This is a genomic window from Streptomyces flaveolus (assembly GCF_044765825.1).
GTDB lineage: Bacteria > Actinomycetota > Actinomycetes > Streptomycetales > Streptomycetaceae > Streptomyces > Streptomyces flaveolus.
On the sequence record NZ_JBIWKU010000007.1, the window covers coordinates 358,710 to 372,418 of the forward strand.

Here is a 13,709-nt window from a genome sequence, read left to right on the forward strand (position 1 = left end):
CTGTGGCCCGCCCTCACCCCGCTCGTGTGTGTCAGTTCGCGGCCTTGAAACCGCGCAGTCGCAGGCTGTTCCCGACGACGAAGACGGAGGAGAAGGCCATGGCCGCTCCGGCGAGCATCGGGTTGAGGAGCCCGGCGGCGGCGAGGGGGAGCGCGGCGACGTTGTAGGCGAAGGCCCAGAAGAGGTTGGACCTGATGGTGCCCAGCGTCTTGCGGGCCAGCCGGATGGCGTCGGCGGCGGCACGCAGGTCGCCCCGGACGAGGGTCAGGTCACCGGCCTCGATGGCGGCGTCCGTTCCGGTGCCCATGGCCAGACCCAGGTCGGCCTGGGCGAGCGCGGCGGCGTCGTTGACCCCGTCGCCGACCATCGCGACCGAACGGCCCTCGCCCTGGAGCCGCTTGACCACGTCGACCTTGTCCTGCGGCATGACCTCCGCGATGACGTGCTCCGCGTCGATGCCGACCTCGCGGGCGACGGAGGCGGCCACGGCCCGGTTGTCGCCGGTCAGCAGCACCGGGGTGAGGCCCAGGGCCCGCAGCCGGGTGATGGCCTCGGCGCTGGTGTCCTTGACCGCGTCGGCGACTTCGAGGACCGCCCTGGCCTCGCCGTCCCAGGCCACGGCGATCGCGGTGCGGCCGGCCGTCTCCGCGTCGGCCTTGGCACGGGCCAGGTCCGCCGGAAGGCTCATGGCCCACTCGGCGAGCAGTTGCTCGCGGCCGACGAGGACGGCGTGGCCGTCGACGACGCCCTGCACACCCAGTCCGGCGACGCCTGCGAAGTCCTCGGGCGTGGGCAGGGCGCCCAGCTTCTCCAGGGCGCCGTCGGCCACGGCGCGGGCGATCGGGTGCTCGGAGGAGTGCTCCAGCGCGCCCGCGAGCCGCAGTACCTCGGACTCCTCGGTGCCGGCGGCGGTGTGCACGGCGAGCAGGGTCATGCGGCCGGTGGTGACGGTGCCCGTCTTGTCCAGGACGATGGTGTCGGCCTTGCGGGTGGACTCCAGGACCTCGGGGCCCTTGATGAGGATGCCGAGCTGGGCACCGCGCCCCGTGCCGACCATCAGCGCGGTCGGCGTGGCCAGGCCCAGGGCGCAGGGGCAGGCGATGATCAGGACGGCGACGGCGGCGGTGAACGCGGCGGTCAGCCCCGCGCCGTTGCCGATCCAGAAGCCGAGCGTGGCCAGCGCCAGGGCGATGACGACCGGGACGAAGACCCCGGAGATGCGGTCGGCGAGCCGCTGGGCGGCGGCCTTGCCGTTCTGCGCGTCCTCGACCAGCTTTGCCATCCGCGCCAGCTGCGTGTCGGCGCCGACCCGCGTGGCCTCGACCACCAGCCGGCCCCCCGCGTTCAGGGTGGCCCCGGTGACGCTGTCGCCCACGCCGACCTCGACCGGCACCGACTCGCCGGTGAGCATCGAGGCGTCCACGGCCGAGGCGCCCTCCACGATCGTGCCGTCGGTGGCGATCTTCTCGCCGGGACGCACCAGGAAGCGGTCGCCGGCCTTCAGGTCCCCGACCGGGATCCGCTCCTCGCGGCCCTCCTTGAGCACGGTGACGTCCTTCGCCCCCAGCTCCAGCAGGGCCTTCAGCGCGGCACCGGCCTTGCGCTTGGAGCGGGCCTCGAAGTAGCGGCCGGCCAGGATGAACGCCGTCACTCCGGCGGCGGCCTCCAGGTAGATGTTCCCGGAACCGTCACCGCGGGCGATGGTCAGCTCGAAGGGGTGCGTCATGCCCGGGGTGCCCGCGGTGCCGAAGAACAGCGCCCACAGCGACCACAGGAACGCCGCCGAGGTGCCGACCGAGATCAGCGTGTCCATGGTCGCCGCGCCGTGCCGGGCGTTGGTGAACGCGGCCCGGTGGAACGGCCAGGCGGCGTAGGTGACCACGGGCGCCGCCAGGGTCAGCGACAGCCACTGCCAGTACTCGAACTGCAACGCCGGCACCATCGCCATCGCGATGACCGGGACGGCCAGCAGCACCGCGGTCACCAGGCGCTGCCGCAGCGGCCGCAGCGCGTCCGCCTCCTCGGCCCCCGCCGTGCCCGGCGCGGGCTCGGCCCGGACCGGCTCGGGCTCGCGGGCCGTGTAACCGGTCGCCTCGACCGTGGCGATCAGCTCCGGGACGGACACGTCACGGCTGTAGTGGACCTTCGCCTTCTCCGTCGCGTAGTTGACGGTTGCGGTGACCCCGTCCATCCGGTTCAGCTTCTTCTCGATCCGGGCGGCGCACGAGGCACAGGTCATCCCGCCGATGGCGAGTTCTACCTCGGTCGGTGCGCTGGTCGTACTGGTGGTCATGACTGCTCCTGATGCGGGGTCCTCGGCCGGGACCCGGTGATCCGGGTCCCGGCGGTGCGGCGTGCGGCGTTGGCGCGGGGGAGTGCGGACCGGTCAGAGGCGGCCGGTGAGCTCGTAGCCCGCCTCGTCGACGGCCTCCGCGATCACGGCGTCGTCCGGCTCGGCGGTACCGGTCACGGTGACCCGGCCGGCGGCGACCTGGACGTCGACGGAGGTGACGCCGTCCAGCTCGCCGATCACCCGGGTCAGCGTCGCCTTGCAGTGGCCGCAGCTCATCCCGGAGACGGCGTAGGTGGTGCTGACGGCGCCGGCGGTGGAAGCCATGGTGTCCTCCGGATAGGTGATCGCCCCGGGATACGGGGCTGGGGTATGCCTGCCGAGAACATGTATACCCCTGGGGGGTACTGACCGCAACCCTCGCCGGTGTCTTGACTATGTACCCCCTGGGGGTATGGTGAGGTGCATGAAGAGGCGTCCGCAGGGGCCGGGCGCCCGGCAATCGAGGAGACGACCGCCATGAGTACGGGACTGAACACCGGACTGAGGATCACCGCGTTCACCGCCGCACTGGCCGCGACCTTCGGCACGGCGTACGGCGTGGGCAAGGTCGTCGAGCCGGTCGTCGCGGACGCCCCGCCGGCCGCCCACGAGGAGCATGCGGGCGAGCCGTCGGACCCGGGCGGGGACGGCGGCCACGGGGGCCACGAGCGCGCGCCGGCCGGCGGCCTCCAGATCTCCGAGAACGGCTACACGCTCGACCTCGCCACCCCGCGCGTCACCGCCGGTCAGCGCACCGAGCTGCGCTTCACCGTCCGCGACGGCAAGGGCAGGGCCGTCACCGCGTACCAGCGCGAGCACGACAAGGAGCTCCACCTCATCGTCGCCTCACGCGATCTGGTCACCTACCGCCACCCGCACCCCACCCGCGCCGCCGACGGCACCTGGAGCACCCCCGTCGACCTGCCCCGCGCGGGCGGCTACCGCGTCTTCGCCGACTTCACCCCGGCCGAGAAGGGCGCGGAGAACCTCACTCTCGGCGCGGACCTCGCCGCCGGCGGCGCCTACGAGCCCGCGAACCTGCCGGCGCCCGGCAGCACCGCGCGGACCGACGGCTACCGGGTCGAACTCGCCGGGTCCCTGAACCCCGGCAGGGCGGGCGAGCTGAAGCTGAAGGTCTCCCGCGACGGCGCACCCGTCACCGACCTCCAGCCCTACCTCGGCGCCTACGGCCACCTCGTCGCCCTGCGCTCCGGGGACCTCGCCTACCTGCACGTCCACCCGAACGGCGAACCCGGCGACGGCACCACGAAGCCCGGCCCGGAGATCTCCTTCACGGCCACCGCGCCCAGCACCGGCACCTACCGTCTCTTCCTGGACTTCCAGCACCAGGGCAAGGTCCACACCGCGGCGTTCACCGTGCGGGCCGGATCGGCCCCCGCCGGACAGGAGACGGCGCCGAGCGTCACGCCGGAGCACACCGACGGCCACGCCCACTGACGGGCCGGCTACGCCAGGACGACCCGGATCCCCGCCTCCTCGAACCGCTGGACGGTCTCCGGGTCGGCCGCGCTGTCCGTGACCAGCGTGTCCACCGACTCGGCGGCGCAGATCCGGGCGAACGCCCGCCGGCCCAGCTTGCTGGAGTCGGCGGCCACCACCACACGCTCGGCGCGCTCGCACAGCAGCCGGTTGATCGCGGCCTCCGCCTCGTCGTGGGCCGCGGCGCCGTGCGCGACGTCGAGGGCCACGACCCCCAGCACCGCCACGTCGAGCGTGACCTGGCCGAGCACCCCGTCCGCCAGCGGCCCGATCAGCTCGTACGACTGGGCCCGGGCCACCCCGCCGGTCACCACGATCTTGAACTGAGGCCGGACCGCCAGCTCGTTGGCGATGTTCAGCGCGTTCGTGACCACCGTCAGCGCCGGCGTGCCGGAGGTCAGATCGGGGCGCACCGCCAGGGCGCGCGCCACCTCGGTGGTGGTCGTGCCCCCGGTCAGTCCCACCGCCTCGCCCGGCGCCACCAGCGCGGCGACGGCCTGCGCGATGCGCTGCTTCTCCGAGGCCCGACGGGCGGTCTTGTAGCGCAGCGGCAGCTCGTACGACACCCCGTGCACGACCGCGCCCCCGCGCGTGCGCACGAGCATCTGCTGCTCCGCCAGCCGGTCGAAGTCACGGCGGATCGTCGCGGCCGACACCTCGAGTTCGGTCGCCGCCTCCTCGACGTCCAGGCGGCCACGCTCGACGAGCAGCTCCAGCAGCGCCTTCCAGCGGGCGTCGCGCGACATCCGCGCCTCCGTTCCTCGATCTCCCGCCGACCCTAGCGCACGGGCCTCCTCCGCTAGATTGCTTGATAGTGCTCGAAAGTTCGCTGTATCTTGCAGAAACAATCAAGCGACCAGGTCCGCTCAGGGACCGATCGGGAGTGTGCGGCATGACGTACGTCGAGGACGAGCTCAACAGCCAGCCCGAGTGCTGGACACGCGCCGCCGCCGAGGCGGCCGGGCACGCGAAGGTGCTGCCGGCGGCGGGGGAGCGGGTGGCGATCGTCGGCTGCGGCACCTCGTACTTCATGGCGCAGTCGGCGGCGGCGCTGCGCGAGGAGGCGGGCCTGGGCGAGACGGACGCCTTCGCCGCCTCCGAGTTCCCGCGGGGCCGCGCCTACGACCGTGTCGTGGCCCTCACCCGCTCCGGCACCACCACCGAAGTGCTGGACCTGCTCGGCGCGTTGAAGGGCCGTACCCGCACCGTCGCGCTCACCGCCGACCCGGACACGCCCGTCAAGGCCGCCGCCGACGACGTCGTCGTCCTCGCGTACGCGGACGAGCGGTCGGTCGTGCAGACCCGGTTCGCGACCACCGCCCTGACCCTGCTCCGCGCCCACCTGGGCCTGCACACCGAGGCCGCCGTCGCGGACGCCCGTACCGCACTCGCGGCCGAGCTGCCCGAAGGGCTCGTCGACCGCACCCAGTTCACCTTCCTCGGCCGCGGCTGGACGGTGGGCCTGGCCAACGAGGCCGGGCTGAAGATGCGCGAGGCCTCCCTGTCCTGGACCGAGGCGTACCCGGCGATGGAGTACCGGCACGGTCCGATCAGCATCAGCACCTCGGGCACGGCGACCTGGATGTTCGGCGAGGCCCCCGACGGACTGGCCGAGCAGGTCCGGGACACCGGCGCGCTGTGGGTGGCCGGAGGTCTCGACCCGCTCGCCGAACTGGTCCGCGCCCAGCGGCTCGCCGTCGCCGTCGCCGCCTCCCGCGGCCTCGACCCGGACCGTCCCCGCCACCTCACCCGCTCGGTGATCCTCACCCCCTGACACCCGTCCGACGCCCCCGAAGGCCCGAGAAAGACCGGGAATATCCGGGAATTAGGAGACTCCGTGCCCCTCGCCGCCACCGGCGACCTGATCACCCGTGCCGCCGCCGCGCGCTCCGCCGTCGCCGCGTTCAACGTCATCACCCTGGAGCACATCGAGGCCGTCGTCGCCGGCGCCGAGTCGGTGGGCGCACCCGTCGTGCTCCAGGTCAGCGAGAACGCGGTGAAGTTCCGCTACGGCCGCCTGCTGCCGCTGGCCCGTGCCGCCGTCGCCGCCGCCGAGGCCGCCGCCGTGCCCGTCGCCCTCCACCTCGACCACGTCCAGAGCGACGCCCTGCTGCGCCAGGCCCCGGACGCCGGATTCAGCTCCGTGATGTACGACGCCTCCCGGCTGCCGTACACGGAGAACCTCGCCGCGACCCGGGCCGCCGCCGACTGGGCCCACGCCCAGGGGCTGTGGATCGAGGCCGAGTTGGGAGAAGTGGGCGGCAAGAACGGCGAGGGACCGCTCGACGCGCACGCGCCCGGCGCCCGTACCGACCCCGCCGAGGCCCGTGCCTTCGTCGGCGACTCCGCGGTGGACGCCCTGGCCGTCGCCGTCGGCAGCAGCCACGCCATGACCACACGTACCGCCGCTCTCGACCACGACCTGCTCAAGGAGCTGTCCGGAACGCTGGACGTGCCGCTCGTGCTGCACGGCTCCTCCGGAGTCCCGGACGGCGAACTCGCCGCGGCGGTCGCGGGCGGCATCGCCAAGGTCAACGTCGGTACCGCGCTCAACATCGCCATGACGGGCGCGATCAGGGAGTACCTCGCCTCCCACCCCGACGCCGTCGACTCGCGCCGCTACCTCACCGTGGGCAGGGAGGCCATGGTGCGGACCGTCGCGGAGCTCACCCGGGTGGTCACCGGCACTACCGCTTGACGGCCTTCAGCACCACGAACTTGCGGTCGCTCGCCACCAGCCGGCTGTTGCCGAACAGCCGCCGCAGCTTGACGTGGTAGCCGAGGTGCCGGTTGCCGACCACCCACAGCTCACCGCCGGGGCGCAGCACGCGCTTCGCCCCGGTGAACATCCGCCACGCCGTGGCGTCGGTCGTCGCCTGGTGGGAGTGGAACGGCGGATTGTTGAGCACCAGGTCCACGCTGCCGTCCGGCACCCCGGCCAGCCCGTCGCCGACCCGGAACTCCGCCTGCCCCGGCACCCCGTTCGCCTTGTACGTGGCCTCCGCCGAGGCCACGGCCTGGAACGACTCGTCGGTGAACAGCACCTCGGCGTCCGGATCGGCCAGCGCCACCGCCGTACCGACCACGCCGTTGCCGCAGCCCAGGTCGACCACCCGCCGGGCGCCCCGGCCGTCCGGCAGGTGCTGGAGGAAGAACCGGGTGCCGATGTCGAGCCGGTCCGCGCAGAAGACGCCGGCGTGGTTGACGACCGTCCGGCCCGAGAGCGCGCCGATGCCGTCGGGAAGCGGGTAGCTGAGCGGCCACGGGTTGGCGGGCCGTGCCGGCGCGGGATCGGGCGTGCTGAAGACGAGCCGTGCCTTCTTCTCGGCGAGCGAGGTGCGGGTCGGGCCGATGATCCGCTCGAACAGCGCGAGCGTCGAGGTGTGGATCTCCTTGACCATGCCGGTGCCGACGACGACCGTGCCCTCGTGCACGGCGGGCGCCAGCCGCAGCAGCTGGTCCTCCAGCAGCGCCAGGCTCTTCGGCACCCGCACCAGCAGGACGTCGATCCGCTCGGGCGGCGGGTCCTGCGTGGTGAGCAGTCGCACCGAGCCGGGCTCCACGCCGTTGCGCGCCAGGTTGGCCCGGGTCGCTTCCTGGGCGAGGTGGGAGTCGGTGATCTGCACCGGCCGGTGCGCCGCCAGCGCCGTCACCAGCGCTCCCCACCGGTCGCCGACGGCCACGACGGTGCCGGACAGCGGGACCTCCTGGTCCGCCAGATGCCGGAGCAGGTACTCGTCGGAGGCGTCCCAGGCGCGCAGCCGGTCGCGCGGATCCTCGGGGAAGCGGGCCAGCGTGTGCTCGCCCCACGGAGTCGTCATACGGTCGCTGCGGTCGTTCATCGTGCGTCCAGGCTAGCGGAGCCGCAGCTCAGGCCGGATCGGGACGGTCGGCGGGGCGGTCGGGCAGGATGGACGCATGGACGCCGAGCTGTTCCCGAGGGACCGCACCGAGGTCGCCCCGGGCGCGGTGCACCTGCCGGACTGGCTGGACGCCGGCCGGCAGCGCGATCTGCTGCGCGCCTGCCGGGAGTGGGCCCGCCCGCCCGCCGGACTGCGCACCGTCCGCACCCCCGGCGGCGGCACGATGACCGCCCGGCAGGTGTGCCTCGGCTGGCACTGGTACCCGTACGCCTACGCCCGCACCGTCGTCGACGGCGACGGCGCCCCGGTGAAGCCGTTCCCGGCCTGGCTCGGCGACCTCGGGCGCCGCGCGGTGACCGACGCGCTGGGAGCGGAGGCGGCCACCGCGGCGGCGTACGACATCGCGCTGATCAACTTCTACGACGCCGACGCCCGCATGGGCCTGCACCGCGACGCCGACGAACGGGCGGACGCGCCCGTGGTCTCCCTGAGTCTCGGCGACACCTGCGTCTTCCGCTTCGGCAACCCCGACACCCGCACCCGCCCCTGGACCGACGTCGAACTGCGCAGCGGCGACCTGTTCGTCTTCGGCGGCCCGTCCCGGCTCGCGTATCACGGGGTGCCCCGGGTGCACGCGGGCACCGCGCCGCCCGAGTTGGGGCTCACCGGGCGGCTGAACATCACGCTCCGGGTCAGCGGCCTCCAGGCACCCCGGGCCGGCGACCCGTAGGTGCACGGCCGGCGGATCATGGGAGACTCCCCCTCATGAGCGGCAAGGCGGACCCCCGGACGGCGGGGGAAGGGACCACCTCGAGGACGCGGCTGGACCGGGGGCGCGGCGCGCTCGGACCCGCGTTGGAGCTCGTGCACACCGGACGCGCCCCCACCCGGGCCGTCCTCACCGCCGAACTCGGCGTGACCCGGGCCACGGCCGGCGCGGTCGCCGCCGAACTGGAGGCACTCGGCCTGATCCGGGTCGACGCCCGGCCCGGCGCCGCGGCCGGTTCGCAGGGCCGGCCCTCGCACCGGCTCGCCGTCGCCGAGGACGGTCCCGTCGCCCTCGCCGCCCAGGTCCACGCGGACGGGTTCCGCGCGGCCCTGGTCGGTCTCGGCGGCCGGCTCGTCGCCACCGCGCCCGGCTGCGAGGTCGTCGACGCCGACCCGGCGAAGGTGCTCGGCTCCGTCGTCGAGGCGGGCGCCGACCTGCTGCGGCAGACCGGGCGGCGCTGTGTCGGCGCGGGACTCGCCGTCCCGTCCGCCGTCGCGGAGCCGGAGGGCCTGGCACTGAACCCGCTGCACCTGGCCTGGCCGGCCGGCGCTCCGGTGCGACGGATCTTCGCCGAGCAGGTGCGCGCCGCCGGCATCGATGGACCCGCCTTCGCGGCGAACGACGTCAACCTCGCCGCCCTCGCCGAACACCGGCACGGCGCCGGACGCGGCGCCCGCGACCTGCTCTGCGTCGCCACCGGCCACCGGGGCGTCGGCGGCGCGCTGGTCCTCGACGGCCGCCTGCACAGCGGCAGTTCCGGTCTCGCCCTGGAGGTCGGACATCTCACCGTGAACCCCGAGGGCCGCCCCTGTCACTGCGGCAGCCGCGGCTGCCTGGACGTGGAGACCGACCCGCTGGCCTTCCTCACCGCGGCCGGACGCGCGCCCGGCCCCGAGGTGTCGCTGCTCCAGCAGTCCAAGGACCTGATCCGCGGCCGGTACGACGACCCGGGCGTCCGCACCGCCACCGAGGCCCTGATCGACCGCCTCGGCCTGGGTCTGGCCGGCCTGGTGAACATCCTGAACCCGGACCGGATCATCCTCGGCGGGCTGCACCGCACCCTCCTGGACGCCGACCCGGAACGGCTGCGCGCCGTCGTCGCCGACCGCAGCCTGTGGGGGCAGAGCGGCAGTGTGCCGATCCTGCCCTGCACCCTGGACCACAACAGCCTCGTCGGCGCTGCCGAGTTGGCGTGGCAGCCGGTGCTGGACGACCCGCTGGGGGCGCTGGCCTAGGGCCTGTCGTTCGGATCATGACGGCTCGCGGGGCGGGGCACGCACATCTGCCGCGTTGTCGTCGGTTGCCAGGGCTCCGTCCTGGCGCCCTCCTCCGCCTTGCAGCTGCACGCACCACGCCCCGCTCGGGTCGGCTGAAGGGCGCAGTCCCTCTCGGCCGACCTGATCCGAACGACAGGCCCTGGGCGCCGGCCGTCTCAGGGCGTCGGCCGGTCGCCGCCGCCCGGGGCGCGGCCGAGGTCGATGACGCAGAACCTGTTGCCGTCCGGGTCGGCGAGGACGACGAAGTCGGGGTCGGGCGGGTAGAGGTCCCAGTCGACGGCCTGCGCGCCGAGCCCGATCAGCCGCCGCACCTCGGCCTGTTGCTCCTCCGCCGTGTCCGTGAACAGGTCCAGGTGCAGGCGGGGATGCGGCTCGACCGGGGACTCGCTGCGCATCACGGCGAGGGCCCGCCCGGAGCCGTCGGCGTGCTCGAGCGTCCGCCATGTCCCGCTCGCCCACTCCTCACTGGCGACCAGGTCGAGCGCGGCCGTCCAGAACGCCACCGCGCGGGGCACGTCCGTGACACCGATGACCGGGAATCCGAGTCTCACCATGGGCCAGAGCCCAGGCGTTTCGGCAGTGAGCGCCGCCCCGGGTCCGCAGGGGGCGGTTGCGCGGCCCTGAGCGCCGTCCGCACCGCTGTCACCACTGGCGCCCGCGCGGCAGCCGGTCCCGCCCGGGCGCGGACACGTGCAGCACCTCGAACACGTCCCCCTCGGCCCCGTCCGGTGCGTCGTGCGCGAAGAGCGTGAAGTGGACCAGCTCCCACCGGCTGGTGTCCACGACCGCCGCCGACAGCACGGCACCGTCCAGCGCCGCCAGCCGCGCGTTCTCCCGCACCGCCTCCTGCGCCACGCCCGTCAACGCCGCACCGTCGGGCACCGGCCCGCGACTGCGTACCGCCACCCGTGCCGGGGAACCCGCGGCGCCGCCCTCCTCGTACGCCAGGCCCGTCCACTGCCGGACCGAGGGCCGCCCGAAGTCGTCGGTGGGCCGCTGGAAGGCGCCCTCCCACAGGAAGGAGTTCATGCCCTCCACCGTGTTCCACAGATAGAACGGCGCGTACTCGTTGACCGTCGAGCCGCGCGCCCCGCGCTCCCGCATCAGGTACGCCTTGAGTCCGAGACCGCTCCAGTCGTCGAGCAGATGACCGGTGCGGGCCACCCGCTCGCGGATGACGTCCATGGAGTAGTCGGCGGGCAGAGCGAACGCGTACTGCATGGCATGCATCTGATGTCCCCTCAGTCGTCAGCGGGCAGGGGTGCCGGCCGGTGCGAGCAGTGACAGCAGCCCCCGGACGGCCGCGTCGAAGGCGGCGGGCGATCCGGACGCGCGGGCCAGGACGTAACCGCCCTGGACGGTCGCGACGACGGCCGCCGCGATCTCCTCGCCGTCAAGCGAGGGCGCGAACTCGCCCTGCTCCCTGCCCTCCTCGACGATCTGCGCGATCTGCTCCCGCAGCCGGTCCAGCGTCTCGTCGACGGGGGCGCGCAGGGCCTCGTCGGCGATCACGTCCGGGTCCATCGTCAGCCGCCCGACCGGGCAGCCGCGCAGCACGTCGCGCTCGCGCCGCAGATACGCCTCGATGCGCTCGTACGGCGTCCCGGGACCGTCGAGCACCGCCTCGGTGGTGGCCCGCATCTCCTCGGCCGTCCGCCGGATCGCGGCGAGCGCCAGATCGGGCTTGCCCTTGAAGTGGTGGTACATGCTGCCCTGCCCGGCGCCCGCGCGCTCCAGGATCGCCTTCGGGCTGGTGCCCACGTAACCGCGCTCCCACAGCAGCTCGCGCGTGGACTCGATCAGTCGCTCCGAGGTGCTCATGCACCCACTGTACATACTAGTAGTTACAGAGATCGGGGAACGGAGGGAGCAGGCGCGTCCCGCCGCACTGCTCCCCGCGCGGTACGCACACCGCCGCCGACGGTACGACGACCCGGACCCCCTGCCGGGACGACGCTCGGAAGCGACACACAGGACGTCGCCACCGAGGAGCTGTTCGACATGCAGACACTGGCACACTTCGCCGACGGCGGGCCCGGCCCGTGGATCCTTCTCTTCCCGGTGATCTGGGCACTGGTCATCGGCGGCGGCATCACCCTGCTGCGCCGCACCGGGTGGCGAGGTCGCCGCGGCCCCTGGCGCCGGCCCGCGGTCGAGGACAACTCGCCCATCGCCGTGCTCGGCCACCGTTTCGCCTCCGGTGAGATCGACGAGGACGAGTACTGGCGCCGGCTGTCCGTGCTCGACGAGCAGTTCGGCCGGACCGGCAGGGGAGGTGCGGCATGACCAGGACGACCCTCACCCGGGCCGCCGCCCGGGTCGTCGACGCGGTGAAGGCGTACGGCGGTGGGGAGCCACGGGGCCCGGCCGGGCGTGGGTGCCACCGTGGCCGCGCGCGGCCCGCGCGGGGACTGACTCGGCGGGCCCGGCGTGAGGGCACGACGAAGCCCGCGTCCTGCTCGGGGGGCCGCGCCGCCGCTGCCGCACCCACGGGCCCGGGGTGTGTCCGCCCCACCGGGTCACGCCGCGACGCTCCTCGCCCTCGCCCGTACAGCGGATGGCTGACGTGTGGTCAAGAGCCATAGCCGACAGAGACCGTGGCGGGCGCCCCACAGCGCGGCCCCGCCTGTCGGACGGCGCCGCACGGCCCGCGGCAGCGAAGGGTCACCGCCCGGTCAGCCGGCAACGGCCGACCGGGCGGGAGCGGGTTGCGGCCTGCCCAGTTCGACGGCGCGCTCGACCTCGGCGAACGCGCCGACGGGCACCTCGTCGACCAGGCGGCGCGGCGGCCGCGCGGCGACGGGGGCGACCGTGGGGAGCGTGAACCAGACGACCTTGCCGGACTCACCGTCCGGCCGGGCGCCCCAGCTCTCGCTCATCGCGGCCACCATCGCGAGCCCGCGCCCGCAGGTGGCGAGGGGCTCGGCGTCGTCCACCACGGGCAGACGCGGATCGTGGTCGCGCACCGAGACCGTGAGCCGGTCCAGGAGCAGTTCTATCTCCACGGTGCACGTCTTGTCGGGCGCGGCATGCAGATGGACGTTGGTCAGCAGCTCCGTCACGCCGAGCGCCGCCCGGTCGATCAGGGAGTCCATATGCCAGTAGCGCAATTGCGCAGATACGATTCTGCGGACCTGGCCGATCCGCGACGGCAGGGCTTGGAGCTCCACCGTGCAGTGTCTGCTTGGGTGACTGATCACGGCTGCGACTCCCCGACATAGAGGTCCGGAAGAACACGGAGTTCGGATCCAGCAGGGCGCACGCGGCGCAGCGCCGCCTGCTGTCGTGGCCGGCGGGCTGGTTCGCAGCGTTATCGCCGGTAAACCCAGAGTGACGTGAGACCAGAGTGACGCAAGGGGTGATGCACCGCAAGTTACGGACATCTTCAGCCGTTGCGCCCCGCCGCCCTGCGCACGGCCTCGATGAAACGGCGTGCGGCCGGCGGGCCCGGCTCGCCGGGAGCGGGGTCGCGTTCGCCGAGGGTCAGCAGGTACCGCTTGCCGTTGAGGTCGGCGAGCGCCCGGTCCTCCGTGGCGAACCAGGGCCGGGAGGCGCGCACGGTCTGCACCGGTGCGCTGTCGATCTCGCTGCCGTAGCTGGTGAGCAACTCCAGCCTGCCGCCGCTGATCCGGACCTGCCCGGCCCGGGTGAGCGAACGCAGCCGCTTGCCGATCCGCACCCCCGTGGCCGTGAACTCCGGCTCCGCCATGCCGCCGCCCCCTCGTGCGCGTCGGTCTGCCGGACCATGGCACCGCGGGGGGCCCGGTACCGGCTCGTGTCGTGCTCCAGTGTGCGCCCGTGACGGGACCCCGGTCCCGCCGGGTGCAGTCTGCCCGCACCCGGCGTCGTGCACCAGTACGCGCCGCCCCTTTCCGGGGTCGCCCGGAGCACTCGTGCGAATGCGCCCCCACCCGTCCACCACCCTTGCCCCAGCCCGCCTTTGGGCCCCTCAAAGGTGTGTTTATGCA

Annotated in this window: 15 protein-coding genes; 6 read left to right on the forward strand and 9 right to left on the reverse strand. The window is 73.8% G+C overall.

All coding sequences use genetic code 11. The features are described from left to right. Positions 1 to 31 precede the first annotated feature (31 nt). Together ACIRG6_RS23300 and ACIRG6_RS23305 are read right to left on the reverse strand one after the other, a co-directional pair. The gene (locus tag ACIRG6_RS23300; protein WP_403324387.1) at positions 32 to 2,293 is read right to left on the reverse strand and encodes a heavy metal translocating P-type ATPase; all 2,262 of its coding nucleotides are present in this window, start codon (positions 2,291 to 2,293) and stop codon (positions 32 to 34) included. Positions 2,294 to 2,386: 93 nt separating this feature from the next. Next, positions 2,387 to 2,617 carry a heavy-metal-associated domain-containing protein gene (locus ACIRG6_RS23305; RefSeq protein WP_318217420.1) on the reverse strand — a complete coding sequence of 77 codons (231 nt, stop codon included), beginning with the start codon at positions 2,615 to 2,617 and terminating at the stop codon, positions 2,387 to 2,389. Between the two features lie 204 nt (positions 2,618 to 2,821). On the opposite strand from ACIRG6_RS23305, the gene ACIRG6_RS23310 reads away from it, so the two are divergent. After that, positions 2,822 to 3,790, forward strand: a complete 969-nt coding sequence (locus tag ACIRG6_RS23310; RefSeq protein ID WP_403324447.1) for a hypothetical protein — start codon at positions 2,822 to 2,824, stop codon at positions 3,788 to 3,790. Positions 3,791 to 3,798: 8 nt separating this feature from the next. Here the strand turns inward: ACIRG6_RS23310 and ACIRG6_RS23315 are convergent, their stop codons facing one another. After that, entirely contained in the window at positions 3,799 to 4,578 is a 780-nt protein-coding gene (locus ACIRG6_RS23315) for a DeoR/GlpR family DNA-binding transcription regulator (RefSeq protein ID WP_350717862.1), read from the reverse strand. 146 nt (positions 4,579 to 4,724) lie between these two features. On the opposite strand from ACIRG6_RS23315, the gene ACIRG6_RS23320 reads away from it, so the two are divergent. Beyond that, the gene (locus tag ACIRG6_RS23320; RefSeq protein ID WP_364678717.1) at positions 4,725 to 5,606 is read left to right on the forward strand and encodes an SIS domain-containing protein; all 882 of its coding nucleotides are present in this window, start codon (positions 4,725 to 4,727) and stop codon (positions 5,604 to 5,606) included. A gap of 63 nt (positions 5,607 to 5,669) precedes the next feature. Next, positions 5,670 to 6,530, forward strand: coding sequence for a class II fructose-bisphosphate aldolase (locus ACIRG6_RS23325; protein WP_403324390.1), 861 nt, complete (start codon positions 5,670 to 5,672; stop codon positions 6,528 to 6,530). Here the strand turns inward: ACIRG6_RS23325 and ACIRG6_RS23330 are convergent. Next, positions 6,520 to 7,653, reverse strand: coding sequence for a methyltransferase (locus ACIRG6_RS23330; RefSeq protein WP_364819220.1), 1,134 nt, complete (start codon positions 7,651 to 7,653; stop codon positions 6,520 to 6,522). The genes ACIRG6_RS23325 and ACIRG6_RS23330 overlap by 11 nt on opposite strands. A 97-nt stretch (positions 7,654 to 7,750) precedes the next feature. On the opposite strand from ACIRG6_RS23330, the gene ACIRG6_RS23335 reads away from it, so the two are divergent. Beyond that, the gene (locus tag ACIRG6_RS23335; protein ID WP_350717868.1) at positions 7,751 to 8,425 is read left to right on the forward strand and encodes an alpha-ketoglutarate-dependent dioxygenase AlkB family protein; all 675 of its coding nucleotides are present in this window, start codon (positions 7,751 to 7,753) and stop codon (positions 8,423 to 8,425) included. 35 nt (positions 8,426 to 8,460) lie between these two features. Further along, positions 8,461 to 9,699, forward strand: coding sequence for an ROK family protein (locus tag ACIRG6_RS23340; RefSeq protein ID WP_318217416.1), 1,239 nt, complete (start codon positions 8,461 to 8,463; stop codon positions 9,697 to 9,699). 197 nt (positions 9,700 to 9,896) lie between these two features. Here the strand turns inward: ACIRG6_RS23340 and ACIRG6_RS23345 are convergent, their stop codons facing one another. The 3 genes from ACIRG6_RS23345 to ACIRG6_RS23355 form a co-directional block, all read right to left on the reverse strand. After that, a complete protein-coding gene (locus ACIRG6_RS23345; protein ID WP_364684993.1) occupies positions 9,897 to 10,295 on the reverse strand; it encodes a VOC family protein in 399 nt (132 codons plus the stop codon). 88 nt (positions 10,296 to 10,383) lie between these two features. Next, a complete protein-coding gene (locus ACIRG6_RS23350; protein WP_364818979.1) occupies positions 10,384 to 10,971 on the reverse strand; it encodes a DUF4865 family protein in 588 nt (195 codons plus the stop codon). A gap of 18 nt (positions 10,972 to 10,989) precedes the next feature. Then, complete coding sequence (locus tag ACIRG6_RS23355) at positions 10,990 to 11,577, reverse strand: TetR/AcrR family transcriptional regulator (RefSeq protein ID WP_350726675.1); 588 nt, start codon at positions 11,575 to 11,577, stop codon at positions 10,990 to 10,992. Positions 11,578 to 11,742: 165 nt separating this feature from the next. On the opposite strand from ACIRG6_RS23355, the gene ACIRG6_RS23360 reads away from it, so the two are divergent. Beyond that, a complete protein-coding gene (locus ACIRG6_RS23360; RefSeq protein ID WP_364684988.1) occupies positions 11,743 to 12,027 on the forward strand; it encodes an SHOCT domain-containing protein in 285 nt (94 codons plus the stop codon). A gap of 389 nt (positions 12,028 to 12,416) precedes the next feature. Here ACIRG6_RS23360 and ACIRG6_RS23365 read toward each other — a convergent pair whose 3' ends face one another. Together ACIRG6_RS23365 and ACIRG6_RS23370 are read right to left on the reverse strand one after the other, a co-directional pair. Further along, positions 12,417 to 12,941, reverse strand: coding sequence for an ATP-binding protein (locus tag ACIRG6_RS23365; protein WP_189231388.1), 525 nt, complete (start codon positions 12,939 to 12,941; stop codon positions 12,417 to 12,419). Between the two features lie 185 nt (positions 12,942 to 13,126). Beyond that, entirely contained in the window at positions 13,127 to 13,450 is a 324-nt protein-coding gene (locus tag ACIRG6_RS23370) for a hypothetical protein (protein ID WP_239767050.1), read from the reverse strand. Positions 13,451 to 13,709: the final 259 nt, after the last annotated feature.

Excerpts from the sequence above, each read along its gene's own strand:
- ACIRG6_RS23360 (WP_364684988.1), top strand. The coding sequence starts at position 11,743 with ATGCAGACACTGGCACACTTCGCCGACGGCGGGCCCGGCCCGTGGATC.
- ACIRG6_RS23305 (WP_318217420.1), bottom strand. The coding sequence starts at position 2,617 with ATGGCTTCCACCGCCGGCGCCGTCAGCACCACCTACGCCGTCTCCGGG.
- ACIRG6_RS23345 (WP_364684993.1), bottom strand. The coding sequence starts at position 10,295 with ATGGTGAGACTCGGATTCCCGGTCATCGGTGTCACGGACGTGCCCCGC.
- ACIRG6_RS23355 (WP_350726675.1), bottom strand. The coding sequence starts at position 11,577 with ATGTACAGTGGGTGCATGAGCACCTCGGAGCGACTGATCGAGTCCACG.
- ACIRG6_RS23370 (WP_239767050.1), bottom strand. The coding sequence starts at position 13,450 with ATGGCGGAGCCGGAGTTCACGGCCACGGGGGTGCGGATCGGCAAGCGG.
- ACIRG6_RS23340 (WP_318217416.1), top strand. The coding sequence starts at position 8,461 with ATGAGCGGCAAGGCGGACCCCCGGACGGCGGGGGAAGGGACCACCTCG.
- ACIRG6_RS23320 (WP_364678717.1), top strand. The coding sequence starts at position 4,725 with ATGACGTACGTCGAGGACGAGCTCAACAGCCAGCCCGAGTGCTGGACA.
- ACIRG6_RS23350 (WP_364818979.1), bottom strand. The coding sequence starts at position 10,971 with ATGCATGCCATGCAGTACGCGTTCGCTCTGCCCGCCGACTACTCCATG.
- ACIRG6_RS23300 (WP_403324387.1), bottom strand. The coding sequence starts at position 2,293 with ATGACCACCAGTACGACCAGCGCACCGACCGAGGTAGAACTCGCCATC.
- ACIRG6_RS23335 (WP_350717868.1), top strand. The coding sequence starts at position 7,751 with ATGGACGCCGAGCTGTTCCCGAGGGACCGCACCGAGGTCGCCCCGGGC.
- ACIRG6_RS23330 (WP_364819220.1), bottom strand. The coding sequence starts at position 7,653 with ATGACGACTCCGTGGGGCGAGCACACGCTGGCCCGCTTCCCCGAGGAT.
- ACIRG6_RS23315 (WP_350717862.1), bottom strand. The coding sequence starts at position 4,578 with ATGTCGCGCGACGCCCGCTGGAAGGCGCTGCTGGAGCTGCTCGTCGAG.